3 protein-coding genes are annotated in these 20,658 nt (G+C 47.9%); all 3 read left to right on the top strand.

The genetic code is table 11. The features are described 5' to 3' along the window. Positions 1-55: 55 nt before the first annotated feature. Genes PQG66_RS10320 through PQG66_RS10310 form a run of 3 tightly spaced genes read left to right on the top strand, consistent with a single transcriptional unit; the run spans position 56 to position 20,196 of the window. The gene (locus PQG66_RS10320) at positions 56-7,831 is read left to right on the top strand and encodes a non-ribosomal peptide synthetase (RefSeq protein WP_272037597.1); all 7,776 of its coding nucleotides are present in this window, start codon (positions 56-58) and stop codon (positions 7,829-7,831) included. Between the two features lie 24 nt (positions 7,832-7,855). After that, a complete protein-coding gene (locus PQG66_RS10315) occupies positions 7,856-18,913 on the top strand; it encodes a non-ribosomal peptide synthetase (RefSeq protein WP_272037596.1) in 11,058 nt (3,685 codons plus the stop codon). Beyond that, the gene (locus PQG66_RS10310) at positions 18,910-20,196 is read left to right on the top strand and encodes an MFS transporter (protein WP_272037595.1); all 1,287 of its coding nucleotides are present in this window, start codon (positions 18,910-18,912) and stop codon (positions 20,194-20,196) included. Before PQG66_RS10315 ends, PQG66_RS10310 begins: the two co-directional genes overlap by 4 nt. Positions 20,197-20,658: the final 462 nt, after the last annotated feature.

Here is a 20,658-nt window from a genome sequence, read left to right as displayed (position 1 = left end):
AAGCTGCCGGATTGGTGGCAATCCGGCAGCCAAAGTAGATGGGGAGAGTGTGACATTGAGCAATTATGAAATTGATAAAATATATCCGCTTACGCCGACTCAAGAAGGAATTTTGTTTCATTCCTTATTAGAACCCGACTCTGAAGCGTACTTTGAGCAAGTTTCCTTCACCATTCAAGGGATGCTGTCTATTCCAATAATGCAGCGCAGTTTTACCTCATTGGTAGAACGCTATGATGTATTAAGAACGGTATTCATATATACGGACGTAGAACAGCCTCTGCAGATTGTCTTGAACCAATACGAGCCGGAAATGAGCTTTGAGGACATTTCAACCTATCCTAAGGAAGAACAGACCAGACACATCGAGATGGTTAAAGCACGGGACCTGGAGCGAAAATTCGATCTGGAGACAGGTCCGCTCTTCCGCATGACGGTGTTTAAACTAGATCACAATGTCTATAATGTCGTCTGGAGATTTCACCATATTATTATGGACGGCTGGTGTATGGGAATCCTTGCCCAAGATTTGTTCCAGATTTATGAGGCTTTGGAGAGTAATTCACAGCTGCGGCTGGCCCCGGTATATCCTTATAGCGATTATATAAGGTGGCTTGGGGAGCAGGACCAGCAGGAAGCACTGCATTACTGGAGCCAATACCTCGAGGATTATGAATTACGTGCGACGGTCCCATCCCTGGGGGAAGGGGATGATCGGAAAGGATTCGATCATCGGAAATACCATTTTAAATGGGATGAAGATACAACCCTGCGTCTGAAAAGGCTAGCCGTCCAACATCAGGTGACGTTAAGTACGGTATTCCACGCCATATGGGGTGTGTTATTACAGCGTTATAACGATAGCGAGGATGTTGTATTTGGTTCTGTCGTATCGGGAAGGCCGCCAGAATTGCCAGGTATCGAGAGCATGGTGGGGCTGTTTATTAACACAGTTCCTTTACGAATCAGAACCGATAAACACACTTCATTTCAAGAGCTGCTTACCCAAGTGAATGATTCCATGCTTGAAGCGAACCGGTATAACTATGTTTCCTTGGCAGATATTCAATCCAAAACAGTACTCAAAAATCAACTGATCGACCATATTCTCGTTTTTGAGAATTATCCGCTGGATACGATGGGCGGGGATGGAGGTAGTCTGTCCATAATTGACAGTGATATGGTGGAACATACCAATTACAATCTGGACGTGACCGTGTTTCCGGAAGAGGAACTCGAAGTGCTGTTCACCTATAACGGATTTTTCTATGACGAGCATTTTCTGCGCAGCTTGGAAGGACATTTAAAGAGAATCGTGGACATTGTATTGGACAATGATGGGGTATGTTTGCGCGATATCGAGATCATCTCCGAACAGGAAAAAAGGGTCATTCTAACTGACTTCAACGACACCGAAAATGAATTCAGGCTAGATAAGCCTGCACATGAACTATTTGAGGAGCACGCAAGGCGTCATCCGGAAAAAACTGCGCTTTGCTATCAGGAGGAATATCTGACTTACGATCAGTTGAACCGAAAAGCGAATCGCTTGGCACGCTTGTTCAGGCAGCACGGGCTTGAAAAGGGCGATTTTGCAGCGGTGATGCTGGACCGTTCACCGCTTATGGTAGCGAGTATACTCGCCATTTGGAAACTAGGAGCGGCTTATATACCTGTCGATCCTCATTATCCACAGGAGAGGAAGACGGGGATCATTGCTGATTCGAATGCCAGGATCGTTGTTGCATTATCCGGACACGTGGAGGATGAGCTGAAAGCACGTTATCCCGGTCGGTTCGCGGAGATGGACAACCTCGTCCTTCCCGAGGGTGAAGAGGCCGAAAGCAATATATGTGTACCGGTAGCAATGACCGAGTTGGCCTATACACTCTTTACTTCGGGTTCGACGGGAAAACCGAAAGGAGTCTTGATTGAGCACCTGGGAATGCTGAACCACATTTGGGCTGAGGCGCATGATCTTCATTTATCCGATGATATTGTGTTCGCACAGACGGCAAACCATTGCTTTGACATTTCGGTATGGCAGTTATTCGGTGCATTGGTGCTTGGCGGGACCACGGTTATCTATCCAGATGATCTGATCCTTGCACCCGAGCGTTTCATCCATCAGGTTATCCGGGATCGGGTAACACTTCTCGAAGTCGTTCCGTCGTATTTGAGTGTGCTTTTGGATATCGTTCAGGCACGTTCTCTTCGCTTTGAATCTCTGCAGCATTTGATGATTACAGGGGAAGCCGTCACTCCTTCGCTGGCTGCACGCTGGTTTGAGCTGTGCCCCGGGATCAAAATGGTTAACGCGTACGGGCCGGCCGAGGCATCTGATGATATTTGCCAATATGTCATGGATCGTGCACCTGAGGTCAAGGGATATGTCCCGGTCGGCAAACCGTTGTCCAATATTCAAATGTACATTGTTAACAAACAAATGCAGCTGTGTCCGATTGGAATCGTTGGTGAAATTTGCGTAGCTGGAATTGCGGTAGGAAGAGGTTATCTTAATGATCCAGAGCAGACTGCAAAAGGATTCATAGAGGATCCGTTTGCTTCCCGTTCAGGCGTCCGATTATATAGAACTGGCGATCTTGGAAGATGGCTTCCTGACGGTAATGTCGAGTTTATTGGCCGCAAGGATCAACAGATCAAAATCAGGGGATTCCGGATCGAACTCGGAGAGATCGAACACCGGTTAAGCGAGCACGAACAAATTCGGGAAGCAGCAGTGCTTGTCAGGGGCGAAGCCGAGAAATACTTATGTGCATATTACACCTCTTATGTCGATCTTACGGCATCTGAGTTGAAGGAGTATCTAATAGCCTGTTTGCCGGATTATATGGTTCCTACCATTTTTGTGCAGCTGGAGGATATGCCGCATAATGCCAATGGCAAAATTAACCGACGTGGTTTACCCGAACCTGTCAACGAGCGTAATGAGGGCGAAGTTGTGCCTGCACGTAATGATACGGAGAAGGCCTTGGTTTCCATCTGGATGGAGATTTTGGAAATAAAGAGGGTAAGCATAGAAGATAATTTCTTCACGTTAGGCGGACATTCACTAAAAGCAACGATTCTTGTTTCCCGTATACAAGGGGAGCTTGGGGTTGATGTAACAGTGAGGGACATTTTCGAGTATCCGACTGTTGCTCTTTTGGCGGAGCGAATCCGTGAAATGAACGGTGCTGAATACGATGCAGAGTCCATTTCACCGGCACCTGTCCACGATGCTTATCCGGTTAGTCCGGCACAAAGAAGAATATACGTGCTACATACGCTAGAGGAGTCGGAATCAACGGCATATAATATGCCGTTCGCTTACCAAGTCAAAGGCCATTTCGATGCTGCGCGCTTCCAACATATGGTCAATCGGTTGATTGACCGTCATGAAGTATTTCGAACCTCGTTCCGGTTTGTTGACGGGGAGCTCGTCCAGATCATTCATCCCGAAGCGGTCTGTAAGCTTGAAGAGGTAGAAATGACTGGTGCGGGCAAGGAGCACATCGAAGAACAAATCAAGTCGTTTATACGCCCGTTTTCTTTGGAAGAAACACCGCTCTTGCGGGTTCAATGGCTTCATACTGGACAGGCCGAGGGTGTGCTACTGATCGATATGCACCACATTATTTCCGATGGGTTGTCGGGAGTCATTCTTCTGAACGAACTGGAGCGGATGTATAGCGACAACGACCTGCCGCCGCTTGATATCCAATATAAGGATTATGCCATCTGGTTGAATGAGCGGCTCGGCGGGGAGGAGATGAAGCGCCATGAATCGTATTGGCTGGAGCATTTCCGTGGTGAACTGCCACTGTTAAACCTGCCGCTGGATTACCGTAGACCGGCCGTACAGAGTTTTAACGGCAAGACACTGCATATTTCACTGTCCCCGGAGCTTGCCGTGTCCCTTCAGAAGCTGTCTCGGGATATGGGCGTAACTTTGTTTTCCGTGATGTTAGGTGCTTACTGTACCCTGTTATCGAAGTATAGCGGGCAGGAGGAAATTATTGTCGGAACGCCGGCCGCCGGGCGTAATCATCGGGATGTACAGCACATGCTGGGGATGTTTATCAATACAGTGGCACTTCGTAATTTTCCGAAACATCAGAAGACCTTTCGCGAATTAGTCAGGGAAGTTATGGATCACACGTTATCAGCAATCCATCATCAAGATTTCCCTTTCGAACGGTTGGTAGAGCTGCTTGATTTGAATCGTGACACAAGCCGAAACCCGCTTTTTGACACCATGTTCAATTTGACGGATCGCGAGAAGCCGGAAGTTTCTTTAGGCGAGCTACGACTCACACCATATGAAATGAAGAACGATATCTCCAAGTTCGACTTGATGCTGGACGTTTATGCGGATCATACGGAGATCTCTCTAGATTTGCAGTACAATACTGATTTGTTTTCAGAATTGACCGTACAACAAATGGGTCGTCACTACTTGCAGCTGCTCCACAACCTTGTAACGACTCCTGATATAGCACTGGCCAACGTCGAGCTGCTCGGTGTGGAAGAGCGCAGAGAAATAATGAGCTGGGGCCAGGGACAACAGGCAGACTACGATTTCAATCTGAGTGTTCCCCAACGCTTTGAACGTTTCGCGAATGAGCAGCCGGATTCGCCAGCAGTGAAATTTGCTGGAGGCGAATGGAGTTATGCTGAACTCAATGCTCAAGCCAACCGGATTGGCCGCTACCTTCAAAGGCATTTGGGTGATCTGCCGGAGGAAACGATTGCAGCCGTGATGTTGGATCGGTCTCCCGACTTCATTCAAAGCGTGCTCGGAATCTGGAAGGCCGGAGGCGCCTATGTTCCAATCGACCCCGATTATGGAGACAAGCGCATAACAGGCATTTTGAAGGATTCCGCTGCACGAGTTCTTATCACCCGCTCCGAATATATTCGGGATGGGCTGGAAGAGCAGTATAAAGGGGCAATAATTTGCCTCGATCGGGTACTGGAGGACATAGAGACAGAAAGTCCGGCGAATATCGGGACATGGCAGGGTCCGGACAGTCTGGCATATGTATTGTTTACCTCTGGCTCGACCGGGAAGCCCAAAGGCGTAATGATTGAGCATCGGGGGTTATTAAATCACATTCTTGCGGAAGCGGATGCTCTGAATCTGGATCATCGTCTGGTCTTTGCTCAGAACGCCAATATCTGTTTCGATATTTCGGTATGGCAGTGCTTTGGCGCTCTTGCATTGGGCGGGACGACTGCGATGTATCCACAAGATCTGGTGCTTGAAGCAGAACGGTTCTTGGAGGCAATCACCGCCGATCATGTGACGCTTTTGGAAGTGGTCCCATCTTATTTGACAGTCATGCTGGACGTGCTGGAACAGAAAGGGATGAAACTGGACTCTCTAGGTCATTTGATGCTTACGGGAGAAACGATAAAACCGGATTTGGCCCGGAGATGGCTGAACTTGTATCCCGAAATTCCAATCGTAAATGCTTACGGCCCTGCGGAAGCTGCTGATGATATCAGTCAGCTCGTGATCCGCGACTTGCCTCAAGAGGCATATTTCGTTCCAATTGGTAAACCTCTGGCGAATTTGAATTTGTATGTGGTAGATAACCAGATGAACCTTTGTCCAGCAGGCGTTTACGGAGAAATTTGCGTATCTGGTGCCGGTGTAGGTCGCGGATATATTCATGATCCGAAAAGAACGGACCAGTCCTTCGGTAAAGATCCATTTGCTCCATATATCCCGGAATCGGGTAAAGGCCTTAGGCTGTACAAGACGGGTGACTTAGGGCGCTGGGGGCATGACGGAAATCTGGAGTTTCTCGGACGTAAAGATTTTCAGGTTAAAATCAGAGGCTACCGCATTGAGCTGGAAGAAATCGAAGTTTGCATTATGCAATCCCCACATATCAAACAGGCTGTTGTATTGGCTAGAGAAGATGATACTGGAAGCAAATATTTGTGTGCTTATCTGGTTCTGGAGCCCTCTGTGCAGGGCAGCGAAGAGATGTGTCTCTTCGAGGTGAAAGATGAATTGGCAGCAACATTGCCTGTCTATATGATCCCTGCGCACTTTATTATTCTTGAAGAAATGCCGCTGCTGATCAGCGGCAAGATTAACCGGGATGCATTGCCTGCTCCCGACCGCAGTGCCGCATCGGATGAGAATTATACGGAGCCTCGTAATGAAGTGGAGCAAATCCTGGCGACGATCTGGGAAGAGGTTCTCAGCGTCGGCAGGATCGGGATCGATCATAATTTCTTTGAGCTCGGGGGGGATTCAATTCGAGCCATCCAAATTTCTTCGAAGCTGAGCAATCAAGGTTATAAGTTGAAAATGAAAGACCTGTTCCAGAATCCGGAGATTCGGAAGCTGTCCAAATATGTTCAGGCAGATCACCGCGAAATTGATCAGGGACCAGTCGAGGGCTTGGTGAAGCTTACTCCTATTCAGAAGTGGTTCTTTGAATGCGGATTCTCACCAGCAAATCATTGGAACCAGGCTGTCGTTCTCCATAAGCGTGAAGGATTCAATGAGGTTCTGCTAAAGGAAGTCTTCACTGGGCTAATTCGCCATCATGATGCGTTAAGAATGGTTTTTAAATACGATGAAGGATTATGGATGCAGTATAACAGAGGTGAGAACATTCGGGAGGAGCACTCATGGTTCGAACTGATCATCAAGACAGTGGCCGATGGGCATGATGGCCGGATGGAGATGTCCCGAGTGATTGATGAGCTGCATGGCAGCCTGGATTTGGAAAACGGACCGTTAGTCAAGGCGGGATTATTCAAGACAAGCCAGGGGGATCATTTGGCGATCATTATTCACCACTTAATCATTGACGGTATTTCCTGGCGCATTTTATTCGAGGATTTGACACTTGCGTATCATCAAGCAGAGCAGGGCAAACCTATCGTGCTGCCGTCCAAGACGGATTCCTTCCAGACGTGGGCGGATCGATTAACGGAATATGCAAGCAGTGAGATGCTGCAGAAAGAAAAGTCATACTGGCAGCAACTTGAATCGCAGCACATTAAGGTCCTGCCTAAATCCAGCCTTTTTGAGGGGAAGGCAAGAGTCTCGGATAATATGGAGTATACTTTCAAGCTGGCTGCAGCTGAAACTGGACAGCTTCTTGGTAAAGTGCATAAGGCTTACAACACGGAAATCAACGATATTCTTCTCGCTGCATTGGGACGGGCCGTTAGGGAATGGACAAGCGAGGACAATGTTTTGATTTGTCTTGAAGGCCACGGTAGGGAAGACATCATCAAGAATGTGAATATAAGCAGAACGGTCGGTTGGTTTACTTCCATTTATCCAGTTGTATTGAACATTCCGGGTTCAGCTGATATATCCTACCATATCAAATCGGTCAAAGAGAACTTGCGCCGCATTCCGAACAAGGGTATTGGCTACGGCATCCTGAAATATCTTGGGTCGAATCGGCGGGAGGAAGAGCTGCAGTTCCGGTTGGAGCCTGAAATCAAGTTTAATTACCTGGGACAGTTCGATAACGATGTGAACACAGAAGTGTTCGGTGCTTCTGATGTGCCATACGGTCAAACCGTCAGCCCGGAAGCCGAAAGAGAAGTAGCTTTGAATATTACGGGTCTTGTAGAAGATGGCTGTTTGACGATGTCGATTGAATATAATCTTGCAGAATATACGGGAGCTGAAATCAGCCTCTTGGGGGAGCGCTTTAAGACACAGTTGATGGAAATCATCAAGCACTGTATAGAAAAAGAGACTCAGGAACTCACGCCTTCCGATGTGGGGGGAGACGATCTGTCCATTGAAGAGCTGGAAGCCATTATGGATTTTTATAACCAATAAAAATGAATTTAGGGAGAGATGGTCTTGACCGATAAGCTGACTATTGCGGGGGTATACAACCTAACACCGATGCAAGAAGGAATGCTGTTTCATTCTTATTTGAACCCGGCTTCTGGCGCATACTTCGAACAGTTTTCCTGCACCGTCTCGGGAAAGCTCGATGCCTTGATATTGGAGAAAAGTTTTAATATCCTGATCGACAAATATGATGTGCTCAGGGTTAATTTTATCCATGAAAATACGAAAAGCCCAAAGCAGGTTGTATTTAAAAAGCGCTTCATGCCCGTGTTCTATAAGGACTTATCGTCGTTTGACGTAGCGGAACAGGAGCAGCATATCCGAAGTTATATCCAAGACGACCAGAAGAAGGGGTTCGACCTGACCAAAGATGTGCTGCTTCGCGCGGCCGTGCTGCAGACGGGTGATCTCAGTTATAAGCTAATCTGGAGCTATCATCATATTATTTTGGACGGTTGGTGTTTAAAAACAATCGTTCAGGAATTGTTTGACGTCTACAAATCACTCAGCCAAGGGACATTTTCATCCGCGGAAGAGGCGCCGCCTTTCTCACGGTACATCCAATGGCTTGACAGGCAGAATCGTGAGGAAGCCCGAAGCTACTGGGCTGAATACTTGGAAGGCTACGAATCTGATATCGAACTGCCATCCTTTGGCATGCGCATCCCGGTAGGACGGAATGGCCAAGGCAGCGGGGAGACGCAGCAAGTGAAGCAGGCCGTTCAAGTAGATCGCATCTACAAAATAAGCCAGGAAACAACGCTGCGACTGGAGCATCTGGCCAAAAGTCATCAAGTAACTTTAAACACTGTGCTCCAGTCGGCCTGGGGCTTGTTAATGGGCCGCTATAACGGAACCGAGGATGTGATTTTCGGTTCCGTCACCTCCGGCCGACCGGCTGAGGTGGAGGAGATCGAGAACATGGTCGGATTGTTCATTAATACGGTTCCGATCCGCATCTCCTTTCAAGGCGGGATGCCGTTCTCTGCATTAATTCACAAGGTCCAACAGGCCTCCTTAGAAACACAAAGCTACGACTTTTATCCGCTGGCTGAGATTCAATCTCTGACTTCCAAGAAGCAGCAGCTGATCTCTCATATTTATGCCTTTCAAAATTACCCGGTGAGTGCGGACCCTCTGGATGAAGAGGAAGAAGTATTTGCAATTACGGAGCTTGAAGATTTTGAGCAGACGCATTATGACTTTAACCTGATTCTTATGCCGAACGCCGGGCTCGAAGTCAAATTCAAATATAACTCAGCTCGGTATGTCGAGGCCGCAATGGACCGTTTGTTTGGAAATTTCGAGCAGGTGCTTGATCAGATCAGCCGGAATGCGGATATCTTAATTCAGCAAATTTCAGTCATTACAGACGACGAGAAGCAGCAAATCCTGCACCAGTTCAACACCGTCGGTGAATATCCAAGGGATCAAACGATTGTGCAGCTGTTCGAGCGTCAGGCTGGAATGAACCCGGGAAATATCGCTATCGTGAATAAGGATGACAAACTGACTTATGCGGAGTTGAATGCACGAGCCGATCGCTTAGCATCCCGACTGAGAAAAAAAGGCGTTGTCCCAGACAGCGTCGTAGGCTTGATCGGCGACCGTTCCATGGAGACGGTAGTGGGAATGTTGGGTATTTTGAAGGCTGGTGGTGCCTATTTGCCTATTGATCCGGAGTATCCGGAAGAGCGCATTGCCTTTATGTTAAGCGATAGTGAAACGAGATGGATCGTTACGCCCGAGTGTTATGCGGATAAGGATATGGACGGAGTCGAATCTATCATTCTGGATTGGGAAGAGCATGAATATTCTCCAGCTCTGATGGACCGTACTACTGCTGGGGAAAAGATTCCTACGCCCACAAATCTGGCCTACGTCATGTATACCTCCGGTTCGACAGGGCGTCCTAAAGGGGTGATGATCGAACATCGTAATGTGGTACAGCTCGTGCAAAACAACAGCTATGTCCCTTTTGAACCTGGCGACCGCATTCTGCAAACTGGAGCACCTGTTTTTGATGCCTGCACCTTTGAGATTTGGGGGGCGCTATTGAACGGTCTGGAGCTGTATATCATCGACAAAAACTCCATTCTGGATGCACAGTTGTTGGGAGAAGCGATTTGTGAATACCGCATTACAACCATGTGGCTCACGTCCCCTTTGTTCAATCAGTTGTCTCAATTAGACCCGACTATATTCCGTCCTCTTCGCTTCTTAATCATCGGCGGGGATACCCTTTCTCCTAAGCATATTAAGCTTGTATCGGAACAATGCCACCATACGACAATCATTAACGGGTACGGTCCGACTGAAAATACGACGTTTTCCTGCTGCTATACGATCCATTCGTTGGAGGACACAAGAATTCCAATCGGTGGACCAATCGCCCATACTACTGCTTACATCGTCGACGTATACGGGCACTTGTGCCCTGTCGGTGTTCCGGGAGAATTGTGGGTTGGTGGTGATGGTGTAGGGAGAGGGTACATAAACAATCTGTCCCTGACTTCGGAGAAGTTTATTGCAAGTCCTTTTATTGAGGGAGAACGAATCTATCGTACGGGGGATCTGGTGACCTGGCTCCCGGATGGAAGCATTGATTTCATTGGCCGATTGGATCATCAGGTGAAAATACGCGGTTTCCGCATCGAAACCGGAGAAATTGAAAACCGGATTCAGATGCATGTCAGTGTGAAGGAGGCTGTAGTCACAGTAATAGATAAGGGTGACGGTCTGAAATCATTATGTGCTTATGTGGTCGGTGCGGAAAATCTCGATGCGATATGTATGAAACGGTATCTTTTGAATGATCTGCCAGATTATATGGTACCTGTTCATTGGGTATTTATGGACCAGCTGCCGCTTACTCCGAACGGCAAAGTTCATAAGCAGGCTCTGCCGGAGCCCCAGGATACTAATGCTGCTAATGACGACAAAGAATTTGCTGCACCACGGAACGAAACGGAACAAAAGCTGGCAGACATCTGGAGCGCTGTCCTCGCCATTCCTTCAATCGGGGTGAATGATCATTTCTTTGAGCTTGGCGGTCATTCCCTGACAGCGTTAAAGTTGGTCACAGAAATGAAAAAGCAATTTCAGATCCAGCTCCCTTTGAGCGATATATTCCAGACGCCGATTCTGGCAGAGATGGCGGCGAGAATCAACAGGAACGAAGATGCGGAATTTGTTGGAATCGAGCCAGCTCCTCAGGCTGAGTTTTATCCGGTGTCCTCTGCGCAAAAGCGCCTGTATGTTTTGAATAGTATGGCAGGAATTACAACAGCGTATAATATGCCGTTTGTCCTGCAAATCGAGGGTAAGCTTGATGTCGATCGGCTGGAACAGTCTTTCCAAATGTTGATTTCCCGGCATGAGTCCTTACGTACTTCTTTTGTATCTCTGCATGGGGAACCCGTCCAGATCGTGCATGAGAACGTAACCTTTGCCATAGAGGAATTGGAGTCTCATCCTGAAGAGGATATAGAAAAAATCGTTGACCGGTTCGTCGTACCGTTCGATCTTGCAAGTGCTCCTTTGCTGCGGGCAGGACGATCCACCATAGGTGAAGAAAGCTGCCTTCTGATCATTGATATCCATCATATCGTTGCCGACGGTGCTTCGATCGGAATCATCGTTCAGGAATTCTGCGAGCTGTATAACAGTCTGGGTAAAAAAGCAGATGCAGCACCTCATACAGAGCACCCGGTTCAACTTGTTCAATATAAAGATTTTGCCGTTTGGCAGCATAAACAGTCCGGTTCTAAGGAAAAGCAGCAGCAGGAGCATTACTGGCTTGATCAATTTGCTGAAGAGCCGCCCGTGCTAAATTGGTTGACCGATTATCCACGACCGCAGATTCAGAGTTTTGAAGGAGCTTTTTCCTCCCTAAGTCTCGATGAAGAGCTGACGTCACGGTTGAAGCAGTTGGCCAACGAAACGGGAGCCACCTTGTATATGGTTATGATGGCTGCCTACAGCATACTGCTGTCCAAATACGCCTCCCAAGAGGATATTGTGATTGGGTCTCCGACGGTGGGCAGATCTCATGCGGACGTGCTTCAAACGGTAGGCATGTTCGTCAACACGCTTGCTTTGCGTGTAAAACCGGAAGGAACAAAAACGTTCGATCAATTCCTGCGTGAAGTGAAACAAACGACGCTTCAGGCTTTCGAGCACCAGGACTATCCATACGAGGAGCTTATCGAGAAGATCAGACTCAGACGCGATTTAAGCCGCAACCCGCTGTTTGACACGGTCTTTACGCTTCAGAACCTTGGGATTGAAGAGTTGGCTTTAGACGGACTCACCGTACGTTCCCGTTCCTGGGATGGACGGATGTCGAAGTTTGATTTGACATTGACGGTAACGGAAAAAGACCGGGGAATGTCTATCGAAGCAGAGTATGCCTCCAAGCTGTTTAAAGCGGGGACGATTGAGCGCCTGATGACGCACTACATTGAGGTTTTGAGGTCAGTAGTTGCTAGCAGGCATATCAAGCTTGAAGATATAGAACTGCTTCCGCTGGAGGAACGGGCCCGGATTCTGGAACAATTCAATGGGCCGAAAAAGGACTTTGCAAGCAGCCGAACTGCCTATGAGTCGTTTGCAGAACAGGCCAAGCGAACGCCGGATCGTACTGCTGTTGTTTTTAAAAACAAGCGGCTGACTTACCGTGAACTGCACGAACAAACGAACAGACTTGCTTACGTACTGCTGGAAAAGGGCGTGAAACCCGGGCGGATCACGGCAATCATGGTCGAACATTCGGTCGAAATGATTGTGGCAGTGCTTGCGGTATTACAAACAGGGGCGGCGTATCTCCCAATCGACCATGAGTACCCTGCCGATCGTATTACTTACATTCTGGAGGATAGCGAGGCAGGCCTGCTTCTGACAAAAAAAGAGCTGGCACAATCGAAAGATTTGAGCCTTCCCTGGATCGATTTAGAGGAAGTCCTGATGCCCGACAGTGAGCTTCATATAGAGAAGTCGTTCTCCACACCAGAGGGTTCGTCCGCCGATTTGGCCTATGTGATTTATACGTCAGGTTCTACGGGGAAACCAAAAGGCGTAATGATCGAACATCGCTCCCTGCTCAATATGACAGGATGGTATCAATCGTATTACGGGCTGACGCCAGAGGACAAAAGTACCAAATACGCCGGATTCGGCTTTGACGCCTCTGTATGGGAAATATTCCCCTCGCTTTTGTCGGGCGGTGAGCTTCATATTATCCCAGAGGAAATTCGATATGATGTGCGGCGATTGGCGGATTACTATAACGAACAGGGCATCACTGTTAGCTTCCTGCCTACGGCCGTCTGCGAGCAGTTTACCCAGATCAAGAACGATTCCCTGCGTGTGCTGCTTACCGGCGGAGATAAGCTTAAGTCTTATCATCCCGGATCCTATGAGCTTGTAAATAATTATGGGCCGACAGAAAACACCATTGTGACGGCAGCTTTCAAGGTGAATGGCGAATACGATAACATCCCGATCGGCTCCCCGATTGATAACGTGAGGGTGTATATCCTTGATAAAAAAGACAAGCTCCTGCCGATCGGCATTCCCGGTGAACTGTGCATTGCCGGAGACAGTCTGGCGCGGGGATACATGAACAGAGACGATCTCACAGCGGAGAAGTTTACCGCCGATCCGTTTCACACCGGGGAAAGAATGTACAGAACCGGAGATCTGGCTAGGTGGCTCCCTGACGGAAACCTGGAGTATCTGGGCCGGATGGACGAGCAGGTCAAAATTCGCGGTTACCGCATAGAGCTTGGAGAAGTGGAGAATGTCCTGCTCAAACAGGAGGGCGTTGCGGAGGCTATCGTTACTGTGGTTCAAAATCCGAAGCAGGAAACAGAGTTGTGCGCTTATATTACGACAACCTGTGACCTTTCCGTCCGCGAGATTCGGGGACGTCTGGCGCGGGAGCTACCGGAATACATGATCCCTGTCCACTATGTGGAATTGAACAAAATTCCGCTAACCTCCAACGGAAAGGTAGATCGAAGAGCACTTCCACAGCCGGACTTTGCATCTGCTACAGCAGATAATTATGTGCCACCGCGTGGCACAGCGGAACGAAAGCTGGCCGAAATATGGTCGGAGGTTCTTGGAACGGCACCAATCGGAGCATACAGTCATTTCTTTGAACTGGGCGGGCATTCACTCAAAGCGGCAGCGCTGGCGGCCTACATCAAGGAAGCTTTCCAGATCGACTTTCCGTTAAGCAGTATTTTTCAACATCCTGTGCTAGAACAGATGGCTGTGGCGGTTGAGGCTTTGGAGCAAACAAGCTATTCCCCGATCACCAAGGTGCCGGAAAGGGAGCTTTATCCGGTGTCATCATCACAGAAGCGCTTGCTGATTCTCAATGAACTTGTGGGAGCGGAGACAGCTTATAATATGCCTTTTGTTTTACAGCTAACGGGGGAGTTGGATCGTGCACGGCTGCAGCAGGCATTCACTGCCCTCATTCGCAGGCATGAAGCGTTCAGGACCTCGTTTCGGTTCGTAGAAGGAGAGCTGATGCAGATGGTGCATCACGACGTTTCCTTCTCTATTCAGGAGCTTGAGGCACCGGAAGATCCGGACGATCTTGCGGCAATGATAGAGCGGTTCGTAGAACCTTTCTCCTTGCAACAGGCGCCGTTAATGCGCGTAGGGCTGGCTAACTTGGGAGAGAACAGGCATATGTTGATCATCGATATGCATCATATCGTTTCGGATGGAGGATCGATCCGCCTTCTTGTTCAGGAATTGAACTTGCTGTATAGCGGCCAGGAGCTGGATGACAGCTCATCACGTATTGAATATAAGGATTACGCAGCATGGCAAAGTGAGATGCTTCAATCGGAAGCCTACGCGAAGCAGGAACAGTATTGGCTGGAGCGTTTTGCAGGAGAGCTGCCCACTCTTAACCTTCCGGCAGATTATCCACGGCCGCAAATCCAGAGCTTCGAAGGTGACACCTTCTCTATTGCCATCGACAGTGAATTAAGCTCCCGGATTCTTGGGGCGGCTTCCCGGACCGGAACTACGTTATACATGTTCCTATTGGCTGCGTACAACATTCTTTTATCCAAATATGCCAACCAGGAGGATATTATTGTAGGCACACCGACCTCCGGTCGACTGCAAAAGGAACTCGAAGGAGTCATGGGTATGTTCGTCAATACCCTGGCAGTTCGAAATCAACCTGAAGGTAGCAAACGATTCATTGATTTTTTAGAGGAAGTTAAAGAGCATTCGCTACAAGCATTCGAGCACCAGATGGTCCAATATGAAGATTTGCTCGAAAGGTTGAATGTACGGCGGGATGTCAGCCGTAATCCGCTGTTTGATACGATGTTTGCTGTAGATAACGTGGGCGTCGGGGAAGTACAGCTTGGTGAACTTCTTATAGAGCCGTATAACTTCGATAACGGAACATCCAAGTTCGATCTGATGATTACGGCAACAGAAGAGGATGCACAAATTTGCCTCGATGTAGAATATGCTCGCAAGCTCTTCCTTAAAGATACAGTGAAGCGGATGATGATGCATTATCTGCAAATTCTGGAGGCCGTGACGACAGATGTGGAGATCCGGCTCTCCGACATTCATATGCTGACGGAAGAAGAACGGAGTCAGATTATTGGGGATTTTAATAACACGAAAACCGAGTACCCTAGGCAAACCATTCACGAACTGTTCGAGGAGCAGGCGGCTGAGCATACAGAAAGCATCGCGTTGGTCTGTGATGGTATCGAATTAACCTATGGCGAAGTGAATGCCAAAGCAAATCAGCTTGCGGCACTGCTGCGTGAGAAGGGCGTAGGTCCTGATCGGATCGTTGCCATTATGGGTGACCGTACGCTGGAAATGATTATCGGGATGCTTGCCATTCTCAAGGCGGGAGGTGCTTATCTTCCAATTGATCCGGACTTTCCGCGCGACCGGGTGGAATATTTCTTCCAAAACAGCGGAGCCAAATGGCTGCTCGCCCGAAGCTGTTTTGCAGACCGGGCAGCCTGCGGAGCAGAAGTCATCTTGATGGATCATCGTCAGCTCTCTAACGAGAATGCTCCGAACTTACTGAATAAGACGGGTACCGACAATCTCGCCTATGTCATGTATACATCAGGATCAACCGGACTTCCTAAGGGCGTTATGGTAGAGCACCTGGGTGTTTCCAGATTGGTCAAGAATACCAACTATGTTCGCTTCAGTCCTGAAGACCGGGTCTTGCAAACGGCAGCACCCGTATTCGATGTCAGTGTATTTGATATATGGGGGGCGTTGCTGAACGGAGCGAGACTGCATTTGGTTGACAAACTTACGTTGCTGGACCCAGACCTCTTTGAATCTGCACTCCAGCAGCAGGAAATTACGACTTTATGGTTAACGTCGCCGCTGTTTACCCAGTTTGCTCAACACAAGCCAAGCATGTTCCGCAGTGTAAGCTATTTAATTGTCGGTGGAGATGTTCTCTCCCCGAAACATATTCAGCAGGTAAGAGAGCAATCTGGTCCGTTAACCGTGGTAAACGGGTACGGGCCTACGGAGAATACAACCTTCTCCTGCTGCTTCGTTATTGATAAGGCATACGGAAATAGCGTTCCGATTGGACCGCCAATCAGCAATTCTACGGCTTATATTGTTGATAAGTACGGGAATTTGAATCCTGTTGGTGTTCCCGGCGAGCTTTGGGTAGGTGGAGACGGCGTGGCTCGGGGATATATAAACAATGAAGAATTGTCGGCGCAGAAGTTTTTCTCCAATCCGTTTGTTCCCGGAGATCGGGTCTACCGGACCGGGGACGCTGCCAAATGGCTTCCAGACGGCTCTATCGAGTTTATAGGCAGAATGGACAATCAGGTGAAAATTCGGGGATTCCGGATCGAAACAGGTGAGGTTGAGAATGTACTGCTCAGTCATCCTTCCGTGAAAGAAGCTGTCATTCTGGTCAAACAGGCCGGGGAGTCTCAGGATAAAATCCTTTGCGGATATGTTGTGGCGGAGGTTGAATTAACCGTACAGTTGTTAAAGGAGTTTATGGCACAGCATCTTCCTGACTACATGATACCGACCGTAATCCTATTTATGGCCCAGCTTCCGCTCAACGTGAATGGTAAAGTAGACCGAAAAGCGCTTCCCGAGCCGGATTATGATGTAACCGAGACCGAGTATACTCCGCCAAGGAACGAGATGGAAGCTGCGATTGTACAGGTCTGGTCGGAAGTGCTGGGACTGGAGCGAGTTAGCGTCCACAACAATTTCTTTGAAATCGGGGGACATTCCTTAAAGGCGATGCAGGTTGTTTCGAAGCTGGGTAATCTCGGTTTTGAGCTGAGTATAAATCAGGTGTTCGCTCACCAGACTCCTGCCGAGCTAGCTGCATCTGTGGTAGGTTCCGTAACGGTAGAATCGGAGCACCGTTTGATGGATATTCCCGCTGCGGAGCAATGGCTCGGAGAATGTCTGGATCGCACATGCAGCTGGGAAAATTATTCCGTAAATGATGAGGAATTCATCGTCCTCCACATTTCAGGGATGGATGAGGGACTGAAGCGGAGAGCAGAGAACTTGATTGCTGCACACTTGGACGAGCGGATTCAACCGCACTTCATTGCGGATGCTTCGAGCGCGCTGCCACCAGTATCAGAACTGAACCTAAGCAAGCAGGAACTGAACAACCGTTTGAGTTTACGGCAAATGAATGGTACAGACTGGATAGAGTCTATGATGGATTCAATCTCACAGAAGCAGAAGGAGTACGCCAAAGGTATTACAAACCGGACGGTGGTCAAAGAGTATGACATTTCGCCTTCGCAAACGTACCATTTCAAACATAAAGATGTTTCGGGTACTATGGTTAAATTTAGAAAAGCGATTCAGCCGGAGTTGTTGGGCCGAGCCTTGCAGCGAGTTGTATCCGCCGAGGAAGTCATGCGCAGTGTACTCATCGAAGACACTGAAACGGAAACCGTACGTTGGAGATTGCATGAAAGTCCGGAGCAGCTTGACCTGCCCATTTTAGATATTTCCGGTTTTGAACCAGAGTCGCAAAGGGATATGCTGCGGGCACTTATGAAAAAATTCTTCATCAGGCCGTATACAAGCAGCGATCCATTGATGTACCGGGTACTGCTGGTCAAGCAAAACGTAAAGGAATACGTCCTGCTGCTCCCATTCTCTCATACGATTTTCGATTACATGAGCAATGAAATTCTGCGTAATCGAGTAATCCATGAATATGAACTCCTAAGTCAAGGGAGAGTTGAGGAAACGAAAATAAGCCGGACCTTTACCGAATTTGCCGACCAGATTCGCAGAGGACCGGAAGGAATATCGGCAGCAAGCTTCAACGAGCTTTACAATATTCCGTCATTTGCAGCCGCTGCTGGGGAAATCGCCGTCAGTATGTATCAGCGCAGCGACCTGGACCCGGCTAAGATTACGGTGCTACACCACAGCCTCCCGTTTGAAATGGAATTATCGCAAACGCCGGATGCAGAGCTGAAATGGAAGACCGCTTTGGGGATATGCGCTGCATTCTTCGAAACGTACTTCGGTAAGTCACGGATTCCGTTATGGATGACACATTTTGGAAGACAGTATCAGGATCAATCCTATTTCGATATGGTCGGTGAATGCATAGATTATATTCCGCTATTGATAGACTGCGGAGAAGAAATGGACAGGCAAATCGAACAAATCAAAGTCATGCTGAAATCCGCCTCCGAGCATAATATTCATTTTGCGAATCTGTTGTACAACGAGTCGATTGACCCGTCCTTTATGGATGTTGCGCAGCGGTTGGCCGCAGCCCATCAGGAGATGCCGATCAATTTCAACTATCTGGGTGAACTCGCAACGGAAACAGACTTGGACTATCTGGAGGAAGATGGTGTGAATTGTGATGAACCCAACCGAATTTTGTGCATGGCGTGGCATCAAGAGAATCAGATTCACATGACACTTGTTATTCCTGCAGAAGAGAATCAGGATACTCTTCGCACGATGCTAGATGAAGCTGCACGGAAGCATATGAAGGGTGTAAAAATATGAGAGACTCAACTAACATCATCGTTTTTAGTCTAAGCAGATTAATCACCGAACTGGGAACATCCATTTTTCGCTTCGCACTCAGTCTGTACGTCCTGGATCTCACCGGTTCATCGAGTATGTTCGCTTTAGTGTTGAGCTTCACCTATATACCGGGTATATTCGTCAATATTATCGCTGGGGTGTTCGTCGACCGCAGCCGCAGTAAAAAAAGGATTATGATCGTCTGTGATTTCCTGTGCGGAATCTCAGTTCTAACGCTCATGTTCTTGTTTCAGTCTTTTCATGACAGTATATGGCTGTTCGTTGTTTATTCGATGATCTTGAGCGCGCTTCAAGCGCTCTTTACGCTGACGGTAAACTCATCCGTTCCCAATATTGTCTCTCCGGAAAGAGTTCCGACGGTCAATTCCAGCACGCAAAGCATCGCTGCACTCATCGGTATACTGGGACCGGTGATCGGTGCAGCGGCGTACAGCAAATTTGGGCTGGAGCATATCTTTTTGATTGAGGGAGCTGCGTTCATTCTCTCCGGGTTTTTGAATTTGTTATTGAAATTCTCACCCCGCAAAGAGGAGATCGAAGAATCCAAGCCTTATTTTGAAAGTGTTAAAGAGGTTTACAAATACATTAGCGGCCGGGCTGCGATCAAGTATCTGCTGATGATTTTTATATTTATTAACTTTGTAATAGCTCCAGCCGTTTCTCTGATCCTGCCCTTTATCGTGTATCAAGCGCTTGATATGACGCCACAGCAGCTATCATTTATCGAAGCGGCGCTGGCAGCAGGCGTAATTATAGGGGCCGTTATTGTATCGGTACCGGTCATTAACCGGTTTATTACCAACAAAATCTTCATTCTCATCCAGATGCAAGCGTTGATGATTGTCCTATGGATGTTTCCGCAGTGGCCCATCTTTGAAACAAGTACGAAGGTTGTGCTTATGGTAGGTTTCATGATTGTCTTGATGTTTACCGGAATACTCAACACAATGGGCAATATTCCAATGCTTTCTTATGTTCAGCTCTATATACCCGAACGGATAAGGGCTAGCGTTTTGGGGGTAGTGAACACGGTAATAACGATCGCCGTACCTGTAGGAATGGGAGTATACGGTGCACTTCTGGAAGTTGTAGATTGGTACTATATCACACTGGTTTCCGGTGTCGGTTTGCTTGCGGTCGGCATCCTGGCTTATCGTAACCGTGATCTCAGAGAGTTTTTTACTCAAGGCATGGAGCCTGAGCCTGAACCTCTAAAAGTGGCCGAAGTACATGAAGCCTGACACATTCTATTGGTATGGCAAAACCTGAACCGAATCTGCCCGAACTCGACATGCAGCCGAAAGCGAAAGAGGACTTTATTCTTTTGTTTTCGGAGCCTGTTGGCTGTATACAGAAGAGATCATATCAGACTTGGTTAAACAAGACTGATGTGATCTTTTTTATGATTTTTTAATTTCAGCTACTGCCGGGCACCTCACTTACTCTCCCACACCGCGTCGTTCATAAACACAAATCCTGCATAATACATATCAGAAAGTGCAATTGGCTGTCTTTTTATGAAGAGAGGTCACAATGGTGTATACTATCGATAGGCATATATTACCTTCACTTTGCTGACGGATGATGTTCGAGTGAAGTATTACATAAAACGAAGAGGACAGAAAAAAGCTTGAGAAGCGGAGCGTTCGCCTTTATCCCCGGATTTCTCCTATACAAGCAAAATTAATAATCTGGGAATAACA

The sequence above is a fragment of the Paenibacillus sp. JJ-100 genome, from assembly GCF_948329825.1.
Taxonomy (GTDB): domain Bacteria; phylum Bacillota; class Bacilli; order Paenibacillales; family Paenibacillaceae; genus Paenibacillus.
Note: the sequence above shows the minus strand (reverse complement) of the source record. Positions and strands in the feature narration are given on the sequence as shown.